Source organism: Actinocorallia sp. B10E7 (genome assembly GCF_039871655.1).
Lineage (GTDB): Bacteria > Actinomycetota > Actinomycetes > Streptosporangiales > Streptosporangiaceae > Actinocorallia.
Map to the genome: position 1 here is coordinate 730,014 of NZ_JBDPLZ010000003.1, position 23,617 is coordinate 753,630.

Consider the following 23,617-nt stretch of genomic DNA (forward strand, 5'->3'; position numbering starts at 1 on the left):
TAGCCTTTGGACCTTATGGAGCAGCGTCAGCTCGGTCGGAGCGGTCTCATGGTGTCCCGGCTGGGGCTCGGCACCATGACCTGGGGTGAGGGCACCAGCCCGGAGGAGGCTGCGGCGCAGCTCACCGAGTTCGTCGACGCGGGCGGCAACCTCGTCGACACCGCGGACGTGTACGGCGGCGGGCGCAGCGAGCAGATCCTCGGACAGCTGCTGCGCACCGTCGTGGACCGCGACGACATCGTCGTCGCGACCAAGGCGGGCGTCACGCCCCGCGGATACGACGGATCGCGCCGGCACCTGCTGGCCGCGCTCGACCGGTCGCTGGACCGCCTGTGCCTCGACCACGTCGACCTGTGGCAGGTCCACGCGCACGACCCGGCCACCCCCTACGAGGAGACGATGGCGGCGCTGGACGAGGCGGTCTCCTCGGGGCGCGCCCGCTACGTCGGGGTGTCCAACTACGGCGGCTGGCAGCTGGCGACCGCGGCGACCTGGCAGCGGGCCTGGCCGGGACGGCAGCCGATCGTCTCCGACCAGGTGGAGTACTCGCTGCTGCAGCGCGATCCCGAACGGGAGGTGGTCCCGGCCGCGCTGGACGCGGGCACCTCGGTCCTGGCCTGGTCGCCGCTGGGCCGGGGCGTGCTCACCGGCAAGTACCGCAACGCCATCCCGGCCGACTCCCGCGCGGCGCGCGACCGGCTGGAGGACTTCGTGGCACCTTATCTGGGCGAGCAGAGCGCCCGGATCGTGGAGTCGGTCGCCACCGCCGCCGACGGCCTGGGCGTCACCCCGCTGGCCGTCGCCCTGGCCTGGGTGCGTGACCAGCCGGGAGTGGCGGCGCCCCTGGTCGGGGCCCGCACCGCCGTCCAGCTCCGGGCCGCTCTGCAGGCCGAGGAGCTGACCCTGCCCGACGAGATCCGCGACGCACTGGACGACGTATCCGATGTCTGAACTCTCCTTTCTCGGCCTGCCCGGGGAAATCGCCGTCCGCGCCCGCGCGCACCTCGGGGAGGGCGCCGAAGCGCTGCTGCGCGGCGACCCGTGGGAACTGCTGCGGGTGCCGGGCGTGCGGCCGGCGCAGGCCGACAGGTTCGCGCTCTCCGTGCTCCCCTCGGCCGACCCGCAGGACCTGCGGCGCGGCCGGGCGCTGGTGGAGTTCCTGCTGGCCGAGGCAGCGCGGCGCGGTGACACCGCGCTGCCGGGTGAGGAGGTGGTGAAGGCGCTGCGCGGGCTGCGCATCGCCGATCCGGTGGCGGCGGTGCAGGCCGCGCTGGACGAGGCGCGGGTCATGCTGTTCCACCTGGAGCCGGAGTTCCCCGACGGCGCTGACTGGGCCGACGGGGCAGGCGGGGCAGGCGGGGCCGACGGAGACATCGACGAGCTGCCCGACGCGCAGGAGTGGCTCGCGCTGGCCCGTTACGGGCTGGCGGAGGAGGCCGTCTCCGAGGGCGTGCAGCGGCTGGCGGCCACCGCCCCGCCGATCGAGGCGGGCCCCGACGCCCCGGAGCACGGCGAGGCGGCGCGTCAGGCGCTCTTCCACGGCGTCAGCGTCGTGGCGGGTCCTCCCGGCTCGGAGGACGGCCTGATCGCCGATCTGAGGGCGCTGGAGCCGTTCCTGCCCGTCCCCGTGACGGTCGCGGCGGTCACCGCGACGGCGGCCGCGAGGCATGAGGGTGCGGTGAGCCTTCACCGGCTTCTGGAGGCTCGTGAGGGCCTCGGGGGCCTGGGGTACGCCCGGGGCGAGCAGTGGCCTCTGGAGCCCGGCGTGGTGGTCGTGACGGGTGCCGAGGCGCTCGACGTGGAGCTGGCCGCCGCGCTGGTGGAGGCGTGCCCCGACGACGCGCATCTGGTGCTGGCCGGAGACCCCGGCGGTCTGGCCTCCTACCGGCCGGGCCGGGTGCTGGCCGATCTCGTCGAGGCGCAGGCGGTGCCCGTCACGCCGGCGCCGCCGGAGGACGGCCCGCTGACGGAGCTCTGCGAGGGCGTACGCGCGGGCGTGCTGCGCCGGGTGGAGGCACCCGGCAGGGAGGTCGTGGTCGTTCCGGCCGCCGACGGGCGGGAGGCCGCGCACCGGGTGGGCCAGTTGCTGGCCGACTCCATCCCCCGGGTGCTGGGCATCGCCGCGCGGGACGTCCAGGTCCTCACTCCCGGCCCGGCGGGGACCGCGGCGCTCAACACCGCGTTGAAGGCCCGCCTGAACCCCGGCCCGGGTGTGTGCGGCGGTTTCGACGCGGGCGACCGCGTGGTGGTGGCGGTGCCGTTCGCCGAGGCGGCCGCGGGTGAGACCGGAACGGTCGCCGAGGCCTCGCCCGACGGGCTGACGGTGGAGTTCCCGGACGCGGTGGTGCGGGTCCCCGCGGCGTCGCTGCCGCGGTTGCGTGCGGGCTGGGCGATCCCGGTCCAGCAGGCGGTGGGGACCCGCTGGCCCGCCGTCGTGGCGGTCTTCCCGGGTAGCGGGGAGCTGTCGGGGCCGCTGGTGCTGACCGCGGTCACCCGGGCGCTGGAGCACCTGTCGGTGGTGACGGCCGCGGGTCCCGCGCTCGCCGAGGCGGTCGCCGATTTTGGTCCACTTAAGAGAAAAACGCGTCTGGTGTCGCTTTTTTTCTAGAACGTCATTCGTTTTTCTCTTTGTCAAGACGTGACGATGATGCCGCCGATCCGTTAAACAAGGAGGTGAGCGTCACCACCCCCCCGGGCAAGGAGGAGCATGATTCCAGGACGAGCTCGCGTCCGCCGTCTGAGTGCGGCCTCCCTCGCGCTGTCGGCCGGCGCGCTGATGGTCTTCGGCACCCCCGCGCCCGCCGCGGCCGCCGAACCCAAGAAGTGCGTGAAGGGGCACGACCCCGAGACGTCGATCGCCGACATCAAGTGCCAGTTCCACAACAACGTCGAGACCATCAAGAACAAGATCGACGAGGCGAACGGCCAGAAGAAGGACGACCCGCCGAAGAACGAGGGCAAGGACCAGCCGGAGACCAAGAGCACCAAGAACCCGGCGAAGTCTGACAAGCCCAAGAGCAAGCCGCGGATCACCCCGCAGACCAGCGTGCGGTCCCCGTCGAACTTCACGGTGGTACCGCCGAAGGACCTCACCCCCCGGTCTCCGGACGAGTCCGCGACCGACGCGCTGCCGGAGCAGCCGCAGGTCGCCGGCGCGCCGCAGCCGGAGCAGACCCTCGCCCTTCCCGAGACCCGCATGGTCGAGCCCGTCGCGGCCGAACTCCCGATCCCGGGCGACTCCGAACGGGCCATGTGGGCCGCCGGGGGCGCGGCCGCCATCACCGCGGTGGTGATGGGCCAGTTCAGCCTCATCGGCTCGCGGCTGCGCCGCCGGGCCCTGCAGAGGCGCTGAACTCGACGGACGCGCGAGGCCCCGGACGTCGGAGCGTCCGGGGCCTCGGATCAGGCGACCGCAGCGAAGCGAGGATCGTCTGATCCGCCCGCGGGGGTCCGGGGGTCGCCCCCCGGACGGACAGGTCAGTCGAACTGGCCGCCCATGGCGTGCACGCCGCCGTCGACGTGGATGATCTCGGCGGTGGTCGCCGGGAACCAGTCCGACAGCAGCGCGACCGTGGCCTTGGCCGTCGGCACCACGTCGGTGATGTCCCAGCCCAGCGGAGCGGACTTGCTCCAGCCCTCGGTGATGCCCTCGAAACCGGGGATGTTCTTGGCCGCCATCGTCTTGATCGGGCCGGCCGCCACCAGGTTGAAGCGGATGCCCTCCTTGCCCAGGTAGCGGGCGAGGTAGCGGTTGGTGGACTCCAGGCCCGCCTTGGCCACGCCCATCCAGTCGTAGACCGGCCAGGCGGCGCGCGCGTCGAAGGTCAGGCCGACGACCGAGCCGCCGGCCTTCATCAGCGGCAGGCACGCCATCGTCAGCGACTTCAGCGAGTACGCCGAGATCTGCACGGCCGTCGCGACGTCCTCCCACTTGGTGTTGAGGAAGTTGCCGCCGAGCGCGTCCTGCGGCGCGAACCCGATGGAGTGCACCACGCCGTCGACGCGGTCCCAGCCCAGGGCGCGCAGCTGCTCCTCCAGGCCGCCCAGGTGCTCCTCGTTGGTGACGTCCAGCTCGATGACCGCCGGCGGGTTGTCGGGGCCGCTGGGCAGCTTCTTGGCGATGCGCTGGGTCAGCGTCGGCCGGGGGAACGCGGTGAGGACGACGTTCGCGCCCTCCTCCTGCGCGATCCGAGCCACTTGAAAGGCGATCGAGGCGTCGGTCAGGACGCCCGTCACCAGGATGTTCTTGCCTTCGAGGATGCCCATGCTCAGTGCCCCATTCCCAGTCCGCCGTCCACCGGGATCACGGCCCCGGTGATGTAGGAGGCGTCGTCGCTCGCGAGGAACCTGACCACCTTGGCGATCTCCTCCGGCTCCGCCTGCCGCTTCAGCGGGATGTTCTGCTTGATCGTCGCCTGCAGTTTCTCGTCGAGCACCGCGGTCATGTCCGTGTTCACGAAACCGGGCGCCACGACGTTGGCGGTGATGTTGCGCGAGCCCAGCTCGCGGGCCAGTGACCGCGCCAGGCCCACCATGCCGGACTTGGAGGCGGCGTAGTTGGCCTGGCCGCCCGAGCCCGACAGGCCCACCACCGAGGAGATGAGGATGATGCGGCCCCTGCGGAGCTTCATCATGCCCTTCACCGCGCGCTTGGCCACCCGGAAGGAGCCGGTGAGGTTGGTGTCGACCACCGAGGTGAAGGTGTCCTCACTCATCAGCGCCAGCAGTGTGTCCTTGGTGACGCCCGCGTTGGAGATCACGACCTCGACCGGGCCCTGCTCGACCTCGATCTTGGCGAAGGCGTTGTCCACGTCCTCCCAGCTCGTCACGTCGCACTTCACCGCGAAGAGGCCCTCCGGCGGCTCGCCCGACCGGTAGGTGACGGCCACGGCGTCCCCCGCGGCCTGCAACTCCCGGGCGATCGCGAGCCCGATGCCGCGGTTTCCGCCGGTGACCAGGACTGAGCGCGCCATGCGCTGCACCTCCGTGTGGGTATGTGGGTAGCGGACGTCACATTGCGGCACGAGATTACCGTTCCCGGAGGCCGGTGTCGGGTGCGGAGATCGACAAGTTACGGCCTCCGTTCTTGTGCCGGAGGTACCGTCGGGCGGCGTGAAACCCGGTACCGGGCTCGTACGGCGGCGGATAGGTTCGAGTCCGTGCATGAAATCGATCCGGCATTCACCGCGCTTCCCCTGCGCGCCCTCGCAGACGCCGCGCTGTCCCGGGCCCGGGAGCTGGGGGCCTCCCACGCCGACTTCCGGCTGGAGCGCATCCGCAGCCAGTCCCTGCGGCTCAAGGACGGCGCCCTGGAGACCTCCCTGGACACCGACGACATCGGGCTCTCGGTCCGCGTCGTCAAGGACGGCACCTGGGGGTTCGCCTCCGGCATCGACCTGACGCCCGAGGCCGCCTCCGGGCTCGCCGAGCAGGCGGTCGCCGTCGCCCAGGTGGCCAGGTCCATCAACCGCGAGCCCGTCGAACTGGCCCCCGAACCCGCCCACGGCGAGCAGACCTGGGTGTCGTCCTACGAGATCGACCCGTTCACCGTGCCCGCCACCGAGAAGGTGGAGCTGCTGGCCGACTGGTCGGGACGGCTGCTGGCGGCGGGAGTCGACCACGTGGACGCCTCGCTGCTGCAGGTGAAGGAGAACAAGTTCTTCGCCTCCCTCGACGGGACGGTCACCACCCAGCAGCGCGTCCGGCTGCACCCGCAGCTGACCTCCGTGCGGGTCGCGGACGGCGCGTTCGACACCATGCGCACCCTCGCGCCGCCGGCCGGCCGCGGCTGGGAGTACCTCACCGGCACCGGCTGGGACTTCGACGCCGAGCTGGACCGGATCCCCGGGCTGCTGGAGGAGAAACTGGCCGCGCCTTCCGTGGAGGCCGGAACCCTCGACGTGGTGATCGACCCGTCGAACCTGTGGCTGACCATCCACGAGTCGATCGGGCACGCCACCGAGCTGGACCGGGCGCTGGGCTACGAGGCCGCCTACGCCGGGACGTCCTTCGCCACCCCCGACAAGCTCGGCGGCCTCCGGTACGGCTCCCCCGTCCTGAACGTCACCGGCGACCGCACCGCCGAGCACGGCCTGGCCACCATCGGGTTCGACGACGAGGGCGTGCGCACCCAGGAGTGGGACATCATCACCGGGGGCCTGTTCACCGGCTACCAGACCGACCGTCGCATCGCCCACCTGACCGGGCGGGACCGATCGAACGGCTGCGCGTTCGCCGACTCCCCCGCCAACACCCCCATCCAGCGGATGGCGAACGTGTCGATCAAGCCCGCGCCCGGCGGCCCTTCCACCGAGGAGCTGATCTCCCGGGTGGAGGACGGGATCTACATCGTCGGCGACAAGAGCTGGTCGATCGACATGCAGCGCTACAACTTCCAGTTCACCGGCCAGCGCTTCTTCAGGATCAGGAACGGCCGGCTGGCGGGCCAGGTGCGCGACGTCGCCTACCAGGCCACCACCACCGACTTCTGGAACTCCCTTGAGGCCGTCGGAGGCCCGCAGACGTACGTGCTGGGCGGCGCGTTCAACTGCGGCAAGGGCCAGCCCGGGCAGGTCGCGCCGGTCAGCCACGGCTGTCCGTCCGCGTTGTTCCGGGGCGTCAACATCCTCAACGCGCTGAAGGAGGCGGGCAAGTGAGGCCCCAGGAAGCGGTCGAGCGTGTCCTCGACCTGTCGACGACCAGCGACTGCGTGGTCATCGCCGAGGAGTCCAGCGCCGCCAACCTGCGCTGGGCCGGCAACACCCTGACCACCAACGGGGTCAACCGGTCCCGGCGGCTGACGGTGATCGCCGTCCAGGACGGCTCGGTCGGCGTCGTCTCCCGCGCCGGGGTCGGCGCCGAGGAGCTGTCCGACCTGGTCAAGGCCGCCGAGGAGCAGGCCAGGGGCGCCGAGCCCGCCGAGGACGCCGCCCCGCTGATCGCGGGCGGCGCGGCCGGGGACTGGGACGCCGAGCCCGCCCTCACCGACATCTCGGTGTTCTCCTCCTTCGCCCCCGCGCTGGGCGAGCAGTTCGAGGCGGCGCAGGCCGCGGGCCGCAGGCTCTACGGCTTCGCCCACCACGAGCTGACCTCCACCTACCTGGGCTCCTCCAGCGGGCTGCGGCTGCGCCACGACCAGCCGACCGGAAAGCTCGAGCTCAACGCCAAGAACGAGAGCAGCTCCGCCTGGGCGGGTACGAGCACCCGCGACTTCACCGACCTGGACGTGGCGGGCCTGGGCGCCGAACTGGAGCGCCGCCTGGCCTGGGGGCGGCGCCGGCTGGACCTGCCCGCGGGCCGCTACGAGACGCTGCTGCCGCCCAGCGCCGTCTCCGACCTGATGGTCTACCTGTATTGGACGGCCGGGGCCCGCGACGCCCACGAGGGCCGCACGGTCTTCAGCTCCCACCCCGTCGGGTCCGGGCTCTCGTCCCTGCCGCTGCGCCTGTACAGCGACCCGCACGCGCCCGGCCTGGAGACCACCCCGTTCGTCGTCGCCCACGCCTCCGGCCGTGACACGTCGGTCTTCGACAACGGCCTCGAGTTGTCGTCCACCGACTGGATCGCGGACGGGAAGGTCGCCGCGCTCACCCAGACCCGGCACTCGGCCGGGCTCACCGGGCAGCCGGTCACCCCTGCGATCGACAACCTCCTCATGGAGGGCGCGCCCGGCGGCCCCACCCTCGAGGAGATGGTGGCGCGCACCGAGCGCGGACTGCTGTTGACCTGCCTGTGGTACATCCGCGAGGTCGACCCGCAGAGCCTGCTGCTGACCGGGCTCACCCGTGACGGCGTCTACCTGGTGGAGAACGGCGAGATCACGGGCGAGGTCAACAACTTCCGGTTCAACGAGAGCCCTGTGGACCTGTTGTCCCGGGTCTCGGAGACCGGCCGGACCGAGCGCACCCTCCCCCGCGAGTGGTCGGACTACTTCACCCGCGCGGCCATGCCCGCCCTGCGTGTGCCCGACTACAACATGTCCACGGTGAGCCAGGCCTCCTAAGCCGAGGCGGACCCGGCCTCCTAGGACTCCGGATCCTCGAGGCGGAAGCCCACTTTCAGGGTGACCTGGAAGTGGGCCACCTCGCCGTCCTCCACCTGGCCGCGGAACTCGACGGCCTCGAACCAGTCCAGGTGCCGCAGGGTGGCCGCGGCACGGCGGATGCCGTTCCTGATCGCCTCGTCGATCCCGTCCGGGGACGTCCCGACGATCTCGGTCACCCGGTAGGTGTGGTTGCTCATCCGATCCTCCTGAAAGCCTGTGATGACCTCCCCCTACCCACGGGTCGCCCCGGGCGTCACCTAACGTGGAGGGCGTGAGGGCACTTTCCCGTCGGAAGACGACCGTCTACACCGTGACCGACGCCTCCCGGCCCCTGTCGGAGGACGTCGACGAACGCCAGCGCCACTACCTGATCTCGATGGGGATCCGGATGGTCTGCTTTCTCCTGGCCGTGGCCCTGTGGGGCCGGATCCATCCGGTGCTGCTGGGGATCCTGCTGGTCGGCGCCATCCTGCTGCCCTACACCAGCGTGATCTTCGCCAATGGAGGGCGTCTTCCCCCCGAAGGGGCGGACCTCACCGACCCCTCCGAACTCCGGGCGCTCCCCCCGTCCCCGCCGCCTCCAGGGCGCTCCACGACCGGCTCCGGGGAGAACGGTTCCGGCGTTCCTCCAGAAACCAGTCCGTGACAATCTCTTGACTAACCCCGGGGGGTTTCGGTGTACGATTTGTACCTGGCGCTCCGGTCCCCCGTCGGGGCGCCCGATGCCGGTGTTCCGGGCCCCCGTCGGAACACCGATGCGCGGCGCAGGGAGGGTTGCCCCCGTATCCTCCCTGCGCCGCTTTCCTTTTGACCGGTCTCCCCGCCTCAGCCTTCGGCCTGCTCCTCGTCCCGCTCCGAGACGACGACCACCGGGCAGGCCGAGTGGTGCAGGACCGTGTGGTTGACCCGGCCCAGCACCATGCCGAAGCCCAGCCGCCTCCTGCGGGCCCCCACCACCAGCAGCGCCGCGTCCTCGGACGCCTCGACGAGCGCCCGCGCCGCGGACGTCTCGGCCAGCCGGTACTCCACCTCCAGGTCGGGGTACTCGCTCTTGCGGCCCGCCAGCGCCTCGGCCAGTTCCATCTCCTCCCCGACGCGCTGACCGGGCGCGCCGAAACCGCCCACCGCGTGCAGGGCCACCAGGGGCACCCCGCGGAGGTCGGCCTCGGCGAAGGCCCAGCCGATCGCCTCGGACTCCTTGTGCCGCTCGTCGACGCCCAGCACGATCCGCTCTCCGCGCTCGCCCTCCCCGCCGCGCGGCACCACCACGACGGGGCAGTGGCCGTGCGTCGCCACGTGCAGGCCGACCGACCCCAGCAGCAGCCGCTCGAACCCGCCGGCGCCCCTGGTGCCGACCACCACCAGCAGCGCCTCGCGGCTGAGCTCCACCAGCACCCGCGCCGGGTCGTCGGCCTCCAGCAGCAGCTCGACGCTCAGCCCCGGCAGGTCCTCCAGGAGCCCGTCACGGGTGGCCTCCAGCAGCTGCAGGCGCTCCTGCCGCAGCCGCCCGAGCGCCTCGTCGCCGAGCATGCTCCCCGGCTCCAGCAGTCTGCTGCCGTGGACCAGCAGCAGAGGCGCGTTCCTGCGGCCCGCCTCGACGGCCGCCCAGTCCAGGGCCGCCGTGGATCCCTCGGAACCGTCAACACCCACCACGATCTGTTTGTTCATGTCTCTGACGCTAGTGTGCGCGGGCCCGGTTGTCAGACCGGAACGATCACGACGGGGCAGCGGGCGTGGTGCAGCACCGCGTGGCCGACCGACCCGAGCAGGAGGCTGCCCAGGGCGCCGCGGCCGTGGGTGCCGACCACCAGCAGGTCGGCGCCGGACGAGGAGTCGGTCAGCGTCGCCGCCGGATGCTCGTTGACGACCTCCTCGACGACCTTGACGTCCGGGTAGCGGCCCCGCCAGGACTCCAGCAGCTCGGTGAGCCGGTCGAGCGGGTCGATGAAGGAGGGGTCCTCCTTGGCCTGGCGGGCGAAGGTGTCGGTGACGTCCCAGGCGTGCACGGCCCGCAGCCGCGCCCCGCGCCGCCTGGCCGCCTCGAAGGCGTAGGTGAGAGGCCCGGTCTGGTCGTGGTCGAAGGCCACGCCCACCACGATCTCGCCGCGGCGGGACGCGGGCTCACCCCGCACCACCACCACGGGCCTGGCCGCGTGCCCGGCCACCCGCAGCGTGGTGGAGCCGAGCAGCAGTTCGGCGAACCGGCCCCGGCCCCGGCTGCCCAGTACCAGCTCGCCGCCCTGCTCGGAGATCAGGCGCAGGGCGCGCACCGTCTCCCCCTGGATGTTCTCGGTCTCCACGACCAGGTCCGGACGGCCCTCGGCGGCCACCGCCGCCGCCTCGTCGAGGATCTCGCGGGACTCCACCGACCGCGCCTCGTCGGCCATCGGCGGCGGGATGTCGGGCAGGCCCAGCGTCCACGGCTCCTGTACGTGCACGATGCGCAGCGGCCGGCCCTCCCTGAGGGCCTCGTCCGCGGCCCAGGACACCGCGGCGTGGGAGGTGGGCGAACCATCGGTGCCGACGATGACCGGCTGCTGGGAAGTCTCGTTCATACCCTGAGCCTGCTCTTCCCCCACCCCCATGGGGAGGCACGGAGGTCACGCCGCGCAGGGACCTTCGTCCCGCTTCGCAGGACCGCTCTCCCCTGGCCCGGCCGGCCCTCCCCCCGGAAGGCTGTGCGCAAGACGAGGGAGGACTTGTTCATGAGGCTCAGGACCAGCCTGCGGCGCGTGGTCGTCGGCGTCGACGGATCCCCCAACTCCCTGGCGGCGCTGCGCAGGGCCGTGCGGGAGGCCCATGAACGACAGGCCGCCATCGAGGTGGTCCGGGTGCTGCCGGGCACGCCCGGCCGGCTCGCGCGGATCAGGGGCTGGCTGGCGCTGCGGGCGATCGCGGCCCGGATCGTGCCGATGGAGCAGCAGTTCACCACCAGGCTGCGCGTCGCGTCCGGATCCCCGGCCGAAGTGCTGAACCGCGCTTCCGAGTACGCCGAGGCCCTGCTGATCGGGGCCCGCGCCCAGACCGCGGCCCGCGGCCCGCTGGGCGGCGAGGTGCTGGGGAACCTCCGCACCCGCCCGGGATGCGAGCTCATCATCTGCGCCGACCACGCCACGGCGCCCCGCGACTGAGCGGTGAGACCTCAGCGCAGCGGGACGCGCCACAGCAGGACGGTGCCGCCGCCCTCGCGGTCCTTCAGCTCCATGAACCCGCCCAGGGACTCGGCGCGCCCCGCCATGTTCTTCAGGCCGCTGCGGCGGCCGCCCGGCGGGATGCCGCAGCCGTCGTCCTCGACCCGCAGGATGAGGTCTTCGCGGACGTCCACCACGATGTCGACTCGGCTCGCCCCGGCGTGCCTGGCGACGTTGGACAGCGCCTCGGACACCACGGCGATGAGCTGCTCGCCGACCTGGCTGTCGACGTCGGTGTCGAGCAGCCCGTCGAAGCGGACGGACGGCGCGAAGCCCAGCAGGTCCACGAAGTCGTCGACGACCGAGTACAGCCGGCTGCGCAGACTCTCCGCGTCCGGTTCGACCTGGAGCGCGAAGATGGTGGAGCGGATCTGCCGGATGGTCTCGTCCAGGTCGTCCACCGAACGCTGGATCCGGCGCCGCACGTCGGGCCGGTCGGCCAGCTTCCCCGCGCTCATCAGCGTCATGGCGGTGGCGAACAGCCTTTGGATGACGGTGTCGTGCAGGTCCTTGGCGATGCGGTCGCGGTCCTCCAGCAGCGACAACCGCTCTAGGTCGCGCCGCCGGTCCGCCAGCTCCATCGCGACCGCGGCCTGGGCCGCGAACGGCTCCAGCAGCCGCTGGACGACCTCGGTGAACGCGGTGCCGCCCTCGGTGTTGCCCACCGCGAGCACGCCGCGGGCCGAGCCGCCGTGACCCAGCGGAACCAGCAGCGCCGGGCCGATCGAAAGCTCCTTGCAGATCGTGTCCTCGGGGGCGGCCCCCCTGGCGTCCGCCGTCAGCAGCGACCGGTCGTGCTCGTGCACGTCGGACCCGAGCGCGCCCTCGAACGGCAGCCGCAGGCCCCTGACGCGCTCGGCGCCCCGGCCGGACGCCGCCGCCACCAGGAACTCCCCCGCCACCTCGTCGGCCGTCGCGACGAAGGCCACCTCGGCGTCGCAGATCTCCCTGGCCCGGTCGGCGACCAGGCCGCCCACCTCGTCGGGGGCGGTGCCCGACAGCAGCGCGGTGGAGATCTCGGTCAGCGCCTGCTGCCAGCGCTCCCTGCGGCGGGTCTCCTCGTACAGGCGGGCGTTCTCGATCGCGATGCCCGCCGCGGTGGCCAGGGCGGTGAGGACCACCTCGTCCTGCTCGTCGAACTCCCCGCCACCCTGCTTCTCGGCCATGTAGAGATTGCCGAAGACCTCCTCGCGGACCCTGACGGGCACGCCGAGGAAGCGGTGCATCGGCGGATGGTTGGCGGGGAAGCCCACTGACTCGGGGTGGGCGCCCAGGTCGGCCAGGCGCAGCGGGCGCGGCTCCTTGATCAGCAGGCCGAGGATACCGCCGCCGTGCGGCCAGTGCCCGATCGAGGCGATCTCCTCGTCCGAGACGCCCACGGTGATGAACTCCACCAGGCTCTCCCCGTCGTCGCTGATCACGCCGAGGGCGCCGTACCTGGCGTCCACCAGGGTGGTGGACGCCTCGGTGATCCGGCGCAGCACGGTGGCGAGGTCGAGTTCGCTGCCGATGGAGACCACGGCCTCCAGAAGGGAGTGCACCCGGTCGCGGGTGGAACGCGCGGCCTCCAGCCGGGACTGCAGCTCGCTCAGCAGATCGTCCAGCTGCAACTGGGGAAGGATCAACCTGGCCCGGTCCACCCCGTGCCGGGAATCGCTGTCCACGCTGCCGGCCTCCTGGTTCCAGGTGTAACGTCACGATCGGGCCGCCGGGGGACCTTGGTCCCGGAATCCCGGCCCTTCGGCCGTTGCTGGCGGCCGAACGTCCCGATACCTTCAGCTGCAACATACCGTCATAGGAAGAAGGCCATTCCGTGACACAGGTCACTCCCGGCTCCAGGATCAGGGTATTCCTGCTCGACGACCACGAGGTGGTGCGCAAGGGGGTCGCCGCGCTGCTGGAGGCCGAGGGGGACATCGAGATCGTCGGCGAGGCCTCCTCCGCCGCCCAGGCGCTGGCCCGCATCCCCGCCTCGGCGCCGGACGTGGCGGTGCTGGACGTGCGCCTGCCCGACGGCGACGGGGTGAGCGTGTGCCGGGAGGTCCGGGCGCAGCTGCCCCAGGTGGCCTGCTTGATGCTCACCTCCTTCTCCGACGAGGAGGCGCTGTTCAACGCGGTCATGGCCGGCGCCTCGGGCTACGTGCTCAAGCAGATCCACGGCTCGGACCTGGTGGGCGCGGTGCGCACCGTGGCGTCCGGCCAGTCGCTGCTGGACCCGCGGTCCACCAGCCAGATGCTGCAGCGGCTGCGCGAACGGGAGAACCGCAAGGACCCGCTGGCCGCGCTGTCGGACCAGGAGCGCCAGATCCTCGAGCTGATCGGCGAGGGCCTGACCAACCGGCAGATCGGCGAGCGCATGTTCCTGGCCGAGAAGACCGTCAAGAACTACGTCTCCAACCTCTTCGCCAAGCTGGACATGCGCCGCCGCACCCAGGCCGCGGCGTTCGCCGCCCAACTGAAGGCCTCCAGGGACCGTCCGGACGCGGGATAGGGACCTTCGTCCCTACGAGGGCCGCGGTCTCAGGAGCAGGATGGCGCTCATGCCCTTCGATGCCGGAGGCCTGGAGGTACTCGAAGACGACGAGTGCCTGGCCCTCCTCCAGACCACCCCCGTGGGCCGGATCGTCTTCACCCACCAGGCCCTGCCCGCCGTCCAGCCGGTGAACTACGCCCTGGACGGCGAAGACGTGATCATCCGCACCTCTCCGGGGTCGAAGCTGGCGGCCGCCCTGCGCAACGCGGTGGTCGCCTTCGAGATCGACGACTACGACGCCGAGGACCGCACCGGCTGGTCGGTGGTGCTGGTCGGACAGGCCCGGCGGGTGAGCGACCCCGCGGAGCTGATCGGGCTGCGCGGGCTGGACCTGTGGCCCTGGGTGCCCGGCGAGCGGGAGGAGTTCATCCGGATCTCCCCCCGGCTGCGCTCGGGCCGCCGCATCCTCAACTCCACCGAGGCGGCCGGTCGGGCTGGTCGGGTCGATAGTTCCAGCCGCTGACCATCGGGTCGTCCTCGCCGTGCTCGCGGGTGTAGGCGCGGCAGCGCAGCCGTTCGTCGGCCATCCGCTGGCGCAGCGGCGCCACCCTGCCGCCGAGGTTCGGCACCCGGTCGATGACGTCCATGACCAGGTGGAACCGGTCGAGGTCGTTCAGCATCACCATGTCGAACGGGGTCGTGGTGGTCCCCTTCTCCTTGTAGCCGCGCACGTGCAGGTTGTCATGGCCGTGCCTGCGGTAGGTCATCCGGTGCACCAGCCACGGGTAGCCGTGGAAGGCGAAGATCACCGGCTTGTCGGTGGTGAAGAGGGCGTCGAACTCCGCGTCGCTCAGCCCGTGCGGATGCTCCGACGGCGGATGCAGGCGCATCAGGTTCACCACGTTGACCACCCGGACCCTCAGGCCGGGCAGGTATTTCTGGAGGAGGCGGGCCGCGGCGACGGTCTCCAGCGTCGGCACGTCCCCCGCGCAGGCCAGGACGACGTCGGGATCGGTGCCTCCGTCCGTGCTCGCCCACTCCCAGATGCCGGCGCCGCGGGCGCAGTGCGCGACCGCCTCGTCCACCGGCAGCCAGACCGGAGCCTCCTGCTTGCCCGCGACGATCACGTTCACGCGGTCCGTCGTGCGCAGGCAGTGGTCGGCGACCGCCAGCAGGGTGTTGGCGTCCGGCGGCAGGTAGACCCCGACGACCTCGGGCTGCTTGTTGAGGACGACGTCCAGGAACCCCGGGTCCTGGTGGGTGAAACCGTTGTGGTCCTGCCGCCACACGTGTGAGGACAGCAGGTAGTTCAGCGCGGCGATGGGCCGCCGCCAGGGCAGGTTCCGGGAGGCCTCCAGCCATTTGGCGTGCTGGTTGAACATGGCGTCCACGATGTGCACGAACGCCTCGTAGGTGTTGAGCAGGCCGTGCCGGCCGGTCAGCAGATAGCCCTCCAGCCAGCCCTGGCACAGGTGCTCGCTCAGCACCTCCATGACCTGGCCGTGTTCGGCCAGGTGCTCGTCCGTGGGCAGCAGTTCGCCGCGCCAGACCCGGTCGGTGCGTTCGAAGACCGCCGACAGCCGGTTGGAGGCGGTCTCGTCGGGACCCATGATGCGGAAGTTCGTGCGGTTGGCCGCGATCGTCTCGCGCAGGTAGCCGCCGAGCACCGTGGTGGCCCCGGCCTGGACCGCGCCGTGCTCCGGGACCGGCACCGCGTAGTCCCGGAAGTCCGGCAGGTCCAGCGGCCGCAGCAGCAGCCCGCCGTTGGCGTGGGGGCTGGCGCTCATCCTGCGGTTCCCGCGCGGGCTCTGCTCCAGGATCTCCGGCACCGGGGCGCCCCGCTCGTCGAAGAGCTCCTCCGGCCGGTAGGAGCGCAGCCACGCCTCGAGCTGGGCCAGTTCCTCCGGGTCGGCGCGGGGGGTCTTCAGCGGGATCTGGTGGGCGCGCCAGGTGCCCTCCATCAGCACCCCTCCCACCTTGCGGGGCCCGGTCCAGCCCTTGGGGGTGCGCAGGATGATCATCGGCCAGGCGGGGCGGGCGGTGTCCCCGCCGGAGCGCGCCGCCTCCTGGATCCGTGCGATGTCGTCCATCGCCCGGTCCAGGGTCTGGGCCATCAGCCGGTGCATCTCCACCGGATCGTCGCCGCTCACCAGGTACGGGCGGTGGCCGTAGCCCTCCATGAGGGCGAGCAGTTCCCGTTCGGGGATGCGGGCCAGCACCGTCGGGTTGGCGATCTTGTAGCCGTTGAGGTGCAGGATCGGCAGCACCGCGCCGTCCCCGACCGGGTCGAGGAACTTGGTGGAGTGCCAGCTCGCGGCCAGCGGCCCGGTCTCGGCCTCGCCGTCGCCGACGACGCAGGCCACCACCAGGCCGGGGTTGTCGAAGGCCGCGCCGTAGGCGTGGGCCAGGGAGTAGCCGAGTTCGCCGCCTTCGTGGATGGAGCCGGGCGTCTCGGGTGCCGCGTGCGAGGGGATGCCGCCGGGGAAGGAGAACTGCCGGAAGAGCCGTGCCATGCCCCGCTCGTCCTGTGAGACGTCGGGGTAGGTCTCGCTGTAGGTGCCGTCCAGCCAGGCGCTGGCCACCGCGGACGGGCCGCCGTGGCCGGGGCCCATCACGAACATCATGTCCAGGTCGCGCCGCCGGATCACCCGGTTCAGGTGGGCGTAGCAGAAGTTCAGGCCAGGTGAGGTGCCCCAGTGCCCGAGCAGACGGGGCTTGATGTGCTCGGGTCGCAGCGGTTCGCGCAGCAGGGGGTTGTCCAGGAGGTAGATCTGCCCGGCGGAGAGGTAGTTCGAGGCCCGCCACCAGGCGTCCAGGGCGTCAAGTCCGTCAAGTCCACTCATGCTTCCTCGTCTGTGAGCGCGTCGGGGTTCCTGCGTACCGTTCCCAGAGTCTCGGCCGCCTCACCCAGACGGAGCAGAACCTGAGGGTGGCTTCCGTGACACAGGCGGACCCGAATGAGCGTGCGCAGTTCGGGTATCTGCAGGGGTTGGGTGTGCAGTGCCGCCGACAGCCCTTCGGCGGAGGCGCGCAGCAGCATGCGCTGCAGGCCCTGCCCCGCCGCCAGCCAGTCGGCGCGCTCGTCGCCCCTGGTGGTGACGAGCACCACCACGCCGGTGATACCCGGCTCGGCGGGCGTCTTCGCGCGTGCTCCCCACGGCCGTCCCTGGGCGAAGTCCCTGGTGACGAAGTGCGGGGAGGCCGGCGCCTCCTCGGCGGGGTAGGCGTCCTCGACCATGCCCTCGGAGCGGCGCCTTCCGGGCGGGGGCGCCCAGCGCGCCGCCTCCGCCTGGTGCTCGGGGTCGAGCCGCTGCAGCTGCTCGGCGACCTCGGTGAAGGCGGCCAGTGCCCGGCGTTCCCTGGGGTCGGACACCAGGAGCATCTCCGCGCCCTCCCGGTGGGCCTCCTCGCGCAGGGCGGTCAGCACCGCGGCGGACACGACGGTCTGCTTGAAGGGGCCTCGGTGGCTGCGCCGGAGCTTGACCTGCCGGTACAGCCGCTCGGTCTCCAGCCCGGCGCCCGGCGCGGTCTCCGCGGCGGGGTCGATGACCAGGTCCGCGAGCAGGCCCGGCCGGGCGGGGTCGGGCAGCAGCAGCACCCGGGGCTCGTAGCCCAGGGCCTGGACGGCCAGGCGCAGCGTGAACAGGGCGGCGCCGCAGCTGATGAGCATCTCCCTGCCGTCCGGGTCGGCGATGTCCAGCCGGCGTTCGGAGTCGGCGTGCAGGCTGATGCGCGCGCCGCCGTCCCCGTGCGCGGAGGTGCCGAACCACCAGGGCTGGGTGTTGTTCACTGACGGCGCCCACACCGCCGCCTCGATGGCCGCTCTCATGACGCCGTCGATGTCGGTTCTCACGGTCATGGTGTCCCCTCACCTGATCTCTTCTTCAGCACACCATCGCGGTGGCGGACGCGACAGGGACCAAGGTCCATCGCCGCGCAGACCAACGCTCGCCGTCAGGGACTTTTGTCTCTGCCCCGGACCGCGCCTCCCGCTCCACGATGAGGTCATGGAAGTCGACGCTCATGGACTCGAAGTGCTGGACCGGCGGGAATGCCTGCGGCTGCTGGCCTCCGTCCCGGTCGGCAGGATCGCCTTCACCGACCGGGCCCTGCCGGCGATCCAGCCGGTGAACTTCGCGCTGGACGGCTCCGACGTCATCCTGCGGACCGGTCCCGGCAGCAAACTCGGCCTCGCCATCCAGCGGGCGGTCGTGGCGTTCGAGGCCGACGACTTCGATCCCGAGTCCCACCAGGGCTGGTCGGTGACCCTGCTCGGCGAGGCCAAGGCCGTCACCGACCCCGCCGAGCTCGAGCGGCTCTCCCGGCTCTCCATCCCCGCCTGGGCGCCCGGCCCCCGCGACCTCTGCATCCGGATCGTCGGCCGGTACGTGTCGGGCCGCAGGATCAACGCCCTGGCCGCCTGAGTCCCGCGGGACCGCCTCTACCTGACGATCGCCACCGGGCAGTGGCCGTGGTGCAGCATCGCCTGGCCGACCGAGCCCAGGAGCAGGCCGGCGAAGCCTCCGCGCCCGCGGCTGCCGAGGACCAGCAGGTCCGCCCGCGCGGAGGCCCCCGCCAGGGCCCGGACGGTTCCGCTCCGCACCGTGTCCTCGGCCACCTCGACGTCGGGGTAGCGGGACGACCAGCCCGACAGCGCCTCCGCCAGGAGACGCGACTCCTCGCCCGAGACCCGTTCGAGGTCGTAGACCGGCGGCTCCATCTCACCCGGGCCCAAAGAGGCGGGGTTCTGCCAGGCGTGGACGGCCCGCAGCCGCGCCGAACGCGCCGAGGCCTCCTCGAAGGCGAACGCCAGGGCGGTCTGGGCGCTCGGCGTGTCGTCCACTCCTACCACGATCTCGCCGCGCTCCGTCTCCTCGGTGTGCCGGACCACGACGACCGGGCAGCGCGCGTACAGCGCGACCTGGTTGGCGGCGGAGCCGAGCAGCAGGCCGCTGAACTCCCCCAGCCCTCGGCCGCCCACCACGAGCATCGGGGCGTCCTCCGCCTCCTTCAGCAGCGCCTGGACGGGGCTTCCGGGGATGAGTTCGGTCTCCAGCTTCACCTCCGGCGCTCTGGAGGCCGCGCGGATCGAGGCCTGCCTGAGCACCTCCTGGCCGCCGTCCCGCAGGCTCCGGCGCAGCCTGTCCGCGCCGGGCTCGGGCAGCGGCTCCAGGAGCCAGGGCGCCAGGACGAAGACGATCCGCAGGCGCAGCCCGCGGCGGACAGCCTCGGTCGCGGCCCACTCGACGGCGGCGTAGGCGGGCTCGGAGCCGTCGGCCCCGACGATGATGGGTCTCTCGGCGCGCTCGTTCATCCTTCGAGCGTAAAGGCGAAGATCTTGGAGCGGAAAGGACCAAGGTCCCACGGGGTGATGCTGGACGGCCCTCTCGCGCGATTCCCGGCACACGATGGACTGGACACGGGTGACATACGTGTGAGGGGTCTTCATGTCCGACAGCCGGGCCGCCATGGTGGCCGAGACGCACATCGCCACCGTCTTCTTCACGGGCGACCGCGCCTACAAGCTGAAGAAGCCGGTGCGCACCGGTTTCCTCGACTTCACCACCATCGAGGCCCGGGAACGGGCCTGCAGGCGTGAGGTCGAGCTCAACCGCCGTTTCTCCCCCGACGTCTATCTGGGCGTCTACGACGTCCGGGACGAGGAGGGGACGGTCTGCGACCACCTGGTGGCGATGCGCCGCATGGATCCCGAGAGCAGGCTCTCCGCGCTCGTGCGCATGGGGGAGCCGGTGGGCGGGCCGCTGCGAGAGGTGGCCCGGAGGCTGGCGGCCTGGCACGCGGGCGCCCCCCGGTCCCCGGAGATCTCCCAGGAGGGCGGCCGGGACGCGTTGCGCCGCCGCTGGAGCGACAACCTCTCCGAGACCGTCGCCTACGGGCTGCCGGGCGCCGAGGAGATCGAACACCTGGTGCTGCGCTTCCTGGACGGCCGGGGCCCGCTGTTCGCCCGCCGGATCGCCGACGACCGGATCGTGGACGGCCATGGAGACCTCATCGCCGACGATGTCTTCTGCCTCCCCGACGGGCCGCGCATCCTGGACTGCCTGGAGTTCGACGACCGTCTCAGATACCTGGACGGGCTGGACGACGCGGCGTTCCTCGCCATGGACCTGGAGCGGCTCCGCGCGCCGGCCCTGGCCCGCGACTTCCTGGACCGGTACGCCGAGTTCAGCGGCGACCCCGCGCCCGCCTCGCTGCGCCACCACTACATCGCCTACCGCGCGTTCGTGCGGGCCAAGGTCGGCTGCCTGTCGGATCGGCCCGCCGTCGCGCGGGAGTACACCGAACTGGCGCTGCGGCACCTGCGGGCCGGTTCGGTGGCGCTCGTGCTCGTCGGGGGGCTGCCCGGCACCGGCAAGTCGACCCTGGCCGGCGCACTGGGCGACCGGCTCGGCTGGAGCGTCCTGAGCAGCGACCGCACCCGCAAGGAGCTGTCCGGGCTGGCCGCCGAGCAGTCCGCCCGCGCCCCCTTCGGGCAGGGCATCTACGATGCGCGGACCACCAAGGAGACCTACGCCAGGCTGCTGGACCGGGCCGGGAAGCTGCTCGGCATGGGCGAGTCCGTCATCCTCGACGCCTCCTGGACCGACGCGGTGTTCCGGGACGAGGCGGCGGCGCTGGCCGGGCGGACCCACACGGACCTGGTCGCCCTGGAGTGCCGTGTCCCGGCCGAGGTCGCCGCGGCCCGGCTGCGGGCCCGCCGGGGCGGGCCGTCCGACGCCGACGTCCGGGTCGCCGAGGCGATGGCGGCCGAGGCCGTACCCTGGTCCGGGGCCACCGCCGTCGACACCGGCCGGCCGGTCGACGCCTGCGTGGAGGAGGCGCTGCGGGCGGTCAGGCCGCACGGCCACGCCCACCACTGGCCGAGGCGCCCTCAGATGGCCCCGGACTGAACGCCCCTCAGCTCCTCCGCCAGGGGTGCACCACCACCAGGGTGCGCGGCGACAGGTCCAGCAGCGCGCTGCTGACCGCGCCGAGCCGCAGCGTGGCGGGCATGCCGTCCTGCCGGTCGCCGAGGACCAGCAACGCGGCCTCCTCGGCCGCCGCGCGCAGCGCCTCCCTGGGCTCCTCGTGCACCAGCCTGGTCTTCAGCTGGACCTGCGGGTACTTGGTCGCCCAGGCCGCGACCTGCCGCTGCAGCAGGGCTCCGGCCGTCCGGGCCGCCCCCTCGTGCAGGGCCGGGTCGGACGGCAGCGGCGCGGCGTGCACGGCCAGCAGCTCCCGGTTGCGCACCGCCGCCTCCTCGAACGCGAAGGCCAGGGCCGCGTCGGCGGCGTGCGAGCCGTCCACCCCCACCGCCACCGGACCGTCCGCCCCGGGCTCGCGGACGATCGCCACCGGGCACAGCGCGTGCTCGGCCACCTGGGTGGCGGTGGAGCCGGTGCGCAGCTCGGGGAACCCCTCGCCGCCGCGCGCGCCCACCACCACCAGGGTCGCCTGCGCGGCCTCGTGCAGCAGCGCCGCGGCGGCGGGTCCCCGGTGCAGAACCGAGCGGACCTTGAGCCGGGGGGCGAGGCTCTCGGCCTCGAAGACGCCCTTGTAGAGCAGGTTCTCGGCGAACCTGCGGACGGTGTCCGCCGAGGGCAGGTGCACCGGGTCCATCGCGTACGGCCAGTGCCAGGCGTGGCAGACCGCCAGCGGCAGGCCGCGCAGGGTGCTCTCCCGCACCGCCCAGCGCAGGGCCTGCTCGGACGCGGGCGAGCCGTCGTAGCCGACGAGGATCTCGGACATGGGTACTCCCTCGGTGAGTCTCAGCGGGCTCCGCGGGCGCGGCCGGCGCTCAGGCCGCCCGCGCTTCTGCGGCCAGACCGATCTGCAGGTCCGGCGGCACGACCAGGGACTGGGTGACCGGACAGTCCCGGATCGCTTGGATCATGGCCTCGGTCTCCTCCTCCCGCAGCCGGGAGGGGGGCCGCACGGTGAGGGTGAGCCGGGAGATCCGCTGCGGGGAGGGCCCGCCCAGCAGGTAGCGCGCGCCGATCTCCAGCCCGTTGTAGGGCAGGCCCCTCTTCTTCAGGTGGCGGCACGCGAAGTGCGCGGCGCAGGCGGCCATGGCGGCGACGAACAGCTCCACCGGGGTCGGCCCGCTCTCCTCCCCCGTCGGCACCGGCTGATCCACCTGGACGACGTAGTCGCGGACGAAGATGGCGAACGCGTCCTGGTCGCGATGGATGACGTTGATCTCTTCCACCGGTCCCTCCCCCCTGAGTCCCTGTTTCCAGGATCGGCCCCCTACACCCCCCGGGCAGAGGCCGAAGGGCGGGCATCGGCGGGACCTTCGTCCACCGGGCCCGCCCCCGTCTCCTCCTTCGCCTCGGCCAGGGCCGCGAGTTCCTGGAACTGCCGGAGCTGCCGGAGAAAGGACGCGGGACGGTTGAAGAGGAAATCAGCGAGCCACACCACGGCCCTCGGCCGACCCTCGCTCCGGGTCCGGACGACCAGCCGGGTGCGGCCTCCGGGCAGCGCCCGCAGGTGGAATCCCCGCACGGTGGTGCGGTAGACCGGCGGGAGCGGCCCTTCGGGGACCGTCATCCGGCCTCTGGACGGCCGCTGGTCGGAGCTGAGGACCAGGGTGTGCGGCGCGTCGAGGACCTCCACCGTGAAGTGCGGGTCGCCGCCGGGCTGCGGAGCCGCCCTGGCCCCCACCTTGAGATCCGGCCGCGCCAGCCACGCCCAGACCCGCTCCGGCGGGGCCTGGAGCGTGACTGCCATGGTGCTCACCACCCCGTCGGGGATCAGCTCGTCCCCGGGCAGCCTGGCTCCGGCCTCCGCCCGGCTCGCCCCGTAGCGGGCCAGCCGGGGCAGCAGCAGCCTTCCGTAGCCGTAGAGGGCCAGGAGGGCGAGCCCCGCGAGCGGGCCGAACAACGCGGCCCTTCGTCTCCCGATCATGATCGTCTCCCTTCTCGGGCCCTGCGGGCGCCGGCGTCGCGCTCAGTCCTCCGACGGGTGGACCACGGTGACCGAGCAGAGGGCGTGCCGGACGGCGGCGCTGCTCACCGAACCCAGCAGCATGCTCCTGATGCCTCCGGCTCCCCTGGAGCCGACGACCAGCAGGCGGGCCCCCTCGGTGGCGGTGATCAGCTCGGTGACCGGGTCCCCCTCCAGGAAGACCTTCTCGACCTGGGCCTCGGCGTACTTGGTCTGCCAGGACTCCACGGACCGCTCGAACCGCTCCCTCGCCAGCTCGCGCAGGACGCGGTCGTCGATGAACGGGGTGTCCCGGACGGCGGCGCCGTCGGGGCACACGCACAGGACGGTCAGCCCGGCCCGGCGCAGGTGCGCCTCCTCGAAGGCCACCCGCAGCGCCTCGTCGGCGGCGGACGAGCCGTCGACGCCCACCACGATCCGCCCGGAGTAGGGGCCGGTTCCCTCGCCCGTGGTGCTGCGCACGACCGTCACGACGCCCGGCGCGTGCGAGGTCACCTGGGCGCTCACCGACCCGATGAGGGCCTTGCGCACGGTGCCGGCGCCCTCGCTGCCCACGACGGTGAGCTCCGCGTCCCTGGCGTGTTCGATCAGCGAGTAGGCGGGCGAGCCGCTCTCCACGAGCTTGCGCACCTCCAGGCCGGGGTGGGCGCCGGAGATCCGCTCCGCGGCGGTCTGGGTGACGCTCTCGGCGGCGTCGCTCAGCGTGGTGATCGGCAGCACGACGAACCCCGGGTAGACGATCTGCCATACATGGGAGATCGTCAGCGGAAGCCCGCGCAGCACGGCCTCTTCCGCGGCCCAGTCGAGGGCGAGGTCGCCGCACTCGGATCCGTCGTAGCCGACGAGCACTCCATGGCGCCGAGTCATCGTGTTCTCTCCTTCATTCCGGGCTCTTGGAGCCCTCCGCGGAGGGTGCGGCCGCGGTCCGGTGTTCCCAGCATCCCCGGGCGGGGAACGGAATAT

The 23,617-nt window shown here is 72.4% G+C and carries 24 protein-coding genes; 11 read left to right on the forward strand and 13 right to left on the reverse strand.

All coding sequences use genetic code 11. The annotated features are described in order from the left end of the window. Positions 1-15 precede the first annotated feature (15 nt). From ABGB12_RS13465 to ABGB12_RS13475, 3 genes are all read left to right on the forward strand, one after another. The gene (locus ABGB12_RS13465) at positions 16-951 is read left to right on the forward strand and encodes an aldo/keto reductase (RefSeq protein WP_347677530.1); all 936 of its coding nucleotides are present in this window, start codon (positions 16-18) and stop codon (positions 949-951) included. Further along, complete coding sequence (locus tag ABGB12_RS13470; protein WP_347677532.1) at positions 944-2,608, forward strand: ATP-dependent RecD-like DNA helicase; 1,665 nt, start codon at positions 944-946, stop codon at positions 2,606-2,608. Before ABGB12_RS13465 ends, ABGB12_RS13470 begins: the two co-directional genes overlap by 8 nt. Positions 2,609-2,707: 99 nt before the next feature. Beyond that, the gene (locus ABGB12_RS13475) at positions 2,708-3,352 is read left to right on the forward strand and encodes a hypothetical protein (protein ID WP_347677534.1); all 645 of its coding nucleotides are present in this window, start codon (positions 2,708-2,710) and stop codon (positions 3,350-3,352) included. A gap of 125 nt (positions 3,353-3,477) precedes the next feature. Here the strand turns inward: ABGB12_RS13475 and fabI are convergent, their stop codons facing one another. Then, the gene (gene fabI, locus ABGB12_RS13480) at positions 3,478-4,266 is read right to left on the reverse strand and encodes an enoyl-ACP reductase FabI (protein ID WP_347677536.1); all 789 of its coding nucleotides are present in this window, start codon (positions 4,264-4,266) and stop codon (positions 3,478-3,480) included. A 2-nt stretch (positions 4,267-4,268) separates the two neighbouring features. Further along, positions 4,269-4,973, reverse strand: coding sequence for a beta-ketoacyl-ACP reductase (locus ABGB12_RS13485; protein WP_347677538.1), 705 nt, complete (start codon positions 4,971-4,973; stop codon positions 4,269-4,271). Positions 4,974-5,159: 186 nt separating this feature from the next. Here ABGB12_RS13485 and ABGB12_RS13490 point away from each other — a divergent pair, with 186 nt between their 5' ends. Then, positions 5,160-6,656 (forward strand): TldD/PmbA family protein, encoded by a 1,497-nt coding sequence (locus ABGB12_RS13490; protein ID WP_347677540.1) that lies wholly within the window; start codon positions 5,160-5,162, stop codon positions 6,654-6,656. Further along, complete coding sequence (locus tag ABGB12_RS13495; protein ID WP_347677542.1) at positions 6,653-8,002, forward strand: metallopeptidase TldD-related protein; 1,350 nt, start codon at positions 6,653-6,655, stop codon at positions 8,000-8,002. The genes ABGB12_RS13490 and ABGB12_RS13495 overlap by 4 nt, the downstream gene beginning before the upstream one ends. 20 nt (positions 8,003-8,022) lie before the next feature. Here the strand turns inward: ABGB12_RS13495 and ABGB12_RS13500 are convergent, their stop codons facing one another. Then, positions 8,023-8,241 carry a dodecin gene (locus ABGB12_RS13500; RefSeq protein WP_347677544.1) on the reverse strand — a complete coding sequence of 73 codons (219 nt, stop codon included), beginning with the start codon at positions 8,239-8,241 and terminating at the stop codon, positions 8,023-8,025. Between the two features lie 74 nt (positions 8,242-8,315). On the opposite strand from ABGB12_RS13500, the gene ABGB12_RS13505 reads away from it, so the two are divergent. Continuing rightward, the gene (locus ABGB12_RS13505) at positions 8,316-8,690 is read left to right on the forward strand and encodes a DUF3099 domain-containing protein (RefSeq protein WP_347677546.1); all 375 of its coding nucleotides are present in this window, start codon (positions 8,316-8,318) and stop codon (positions 8,688-8,690) included. A 179-nt stretch (positions 8,691-8,869) separates the two neighbouring features. Here the strand turns inward: ABGB12_RS13505 and ABGB12_RS13510 are convergent, their stop codons facing one another. Both ABGB12_RS13510 and ABGB12_RS13515 read right to left on the reverse strand, forming a co-directional pair. Then, the gene (locus ABGB12_RS13510; protein ID WP_347677548.1) at positions 8,870-9,712 is read right to left on the reverse strand and encodes a universal stress protein; all 843 of its coding nucleotides are present in this window, start codon (positions 9,710-9,712) and stop codon (positions 8,870-8,872) included. A gap of 32 nt (positions 9,713-9,744) precedes the next feature. Then, a complete protein-coding gene (locus ABGB12_RS13515; protein WP_347677550.1) occupies positions 9,745-10,599 on the reverse strand; it encodes a universal stress protein in 855 nt (284 codons plus the stop codon). A gap of 150 nt (positions 10,600-10,749) precedes the next feature. Here ABGB12_RS13515 and ABGB12_RS13520 point away from each other — a divergent pair, with 150 nt between their 5' ends. Continuing rightward, a complete protein-coding gene (locus tag ABGB12_RS13520; RefSeq protein WP_347677552.1) occupies positions 10,750-11,175 on the forward strand; it encodes a universal stress protein in 426 nt (141 codons plus the stop codon). An 11-nt stretch (positions 11,176-11,186) separates the two neighbouring features. Here the strand turns inward: ABGB12_RS13520 and ABGB12_RS13525 are convergent, their stop codons facing one another. Next, a complete protein-coding gene (locus tag ABGB12_RS13525) occupies positions 11,187-12,899 on the reverse strand; it encodes a GAF domain-containing sensor histidine kinase (RefSeq protein WP_347677554.1) in 1,713 nt (570 codons plus the stop codon). 149 nt (positions 12,900-13,048) lie between these two features. Between ABGB12_RS13525 and ABGB12_RS13530 the strand changes: the two genes are divergently transcribed. Both ABGB12_RS13530 and ABGB12_RS13535 read left to right on the forward strand, forming a co-directional pair. Continuing rightward, positions 13,049-13,726 (forward strand): response regulator transcription factor, encoded by a 678-nt coding sequence (locus ABGB12_RS13530; RefSeq protein ID WP_347677556.1) that lies wholly within the window; start codon positions 13,049-13,051, stop codon positions 13,724-13,726. A 49-nt stretch (positions 13,727-13,775) separates the two neighbouring features. Continuing rightward, positions 13,776-14,231 (forward strand): pyridoxamine 5'-phosphate oxidase family protein, encoded by a 456-nt coding sequence (locus ABGB12_RS13535; protein ID WP_347677558.1) that lies wholly within the window; start codon positions 13,776-13,778, stop codon positions 14,229-14,231. On the opposite strand, the gene ABGB12_RS13540 is transcribed toward ABGB12_RS13535, so the two are convergent. Both ABGB12_RS13540 and ABGB12_RS13545 read right to left on the reverse strand, forming a co-directional pair. After that, positions 14,176-16,551 carry a phosphoketolase family protein gene (locus ABGB12_RS13540; protein ID WP_347677560.1) on the reverse strand — a complete coding sequence of 792 codons (2,376 nt, stop codon included), beginning with the start codon at positions 16,549-16,551 and terminating at the stop codon, positions 14,176-14,178. The two genes, ABGB12_RS13535 and ABGB12_RS13540, sit on opposite strands and share 56 nt — an antisense overlap. Further along, on the reverse strand, positions 16,548-17,567 hold the full coding sequence (locus ABGB12_RS13545) for a hypothetical protein (protein WP_347677562.1): 1,020 nt from the start codon (positions 17,565-17,567) through the stop codon (positions 16,548-16,550). The genes ABGB12_RS13540 and ABGB12_RS13545 overlap by 4 nt, the downstream gene beginning before the upstream one ends. A 148-nt stretch (positions 17,568-17,715) precedes the next feature. On the opposite strand from ABGB12_RS13545, the gene ABGB12_RS13550 reads away from it, so the two are divergent. Further along, positions 17,716-18,132, forward strand: a complete 417-nt coding sequence (locus ABGB12_RS13550) for a pyridoxamine 5'-phosphate oxidase family protein (RefSeq protein ID WP_347677564.1) — start codon at positions 17,716-17,718, stop codon at positions 18,130-18,132. A gap of 17 nt (positions 18,133-18,149) precedes the next feature. Here the strand turns inward: ABGB12_RS13550 and ABGB12_RS13555 are convergent, their stop codons facing one another. Continuing rightward, positions 18,150-19,022: a universal stress protein gene (locus tag ABGB12_RS13555; protein ID WP_347677566.1), complete on the reverse strand. Its 873-nt coding sequence runs from the start codon at positions 19,020-19,022 to the stop codon at positions 18,150-18,152. A 133-nt stretch (positions 19,023-19,155) separates the two neighbouring features. On the opposite strand from ABGB12_RS13555, the gene ABGB12_RS13560 reads away from it, so the two are divergent. Then, the gene (locus ABGB12_RS13560) at positions 19,156-20,619 is read left to right on the forward strand and encodes an AAA family ATPase (protein WP_347677568.1); all 1,464 of its coding nucleotides are present in this window, start codon (positions 19,156-19,158) and stop codon (positions 20,617-20,619) included. A 7-nt stretch (positions 20,620-20,626) separates the two neighbouring features. Here the strand turns inward: ABGB12_RS13560 and ABGB12_RS13565 are convergent, their stop codons facing one another. The 4 genes from ABGB12_RS13565 to ABGB12_RS13580 are packed head-to-tail and all read right to left on the reverse strand — an operon-like array spanning position 20,627 to position 23,521. Further along, positions 20,627-21,457, reverse strand: a complete 831-nt coding sequence (locus tag ABGB12_RS13565) for a universal stress protein (protein WP_347677570.1) — start codon at positions 21,455-21,457, stop codon at positions 20,627-20,629. Positions 21,458-21,506: 49 nt separating this feature from the next. Then, positions 21,507-21,917, reverse strand: a complete 411-nt coding sequence (locus ABGB12_RS13570) for an OsmC family protein (RefSeq protein WP_347677572.1) — start codon at positions 21,915-21,917, stop codon at positions 21,507-21,509. Positions 21,918-21,958: 41 nt separating this feature from the next. Continuing rightward, on the reverse strand, positions 21,959-22,615 hold the full coding sequence (locus ABGB12_RS13575; RefSeq protein ID WP_347677574.1) for a hypothetical protein: 657 nt from the start codon (positions 22,613-22,615) through the stop codon (positions 21,959-21,961). A 42-nt stretch (positions 22,616-22,657) separates the two neighbouring features. Continuing rightward, positions 22,658-23,521 carry a universal stress protein gene (locus tag ABGB12_RS13580; protein ID WP_347677576.1) on the reverse strand — a complete coding sequence of 288 codons (864 nt, stop codon included), beginning with the start codon at positions 23,519-23,521 and terminating at the stop codon, positions 22,658-22,660. Positions 23,522-23,617: the final 96 nt, after the last annotated feature.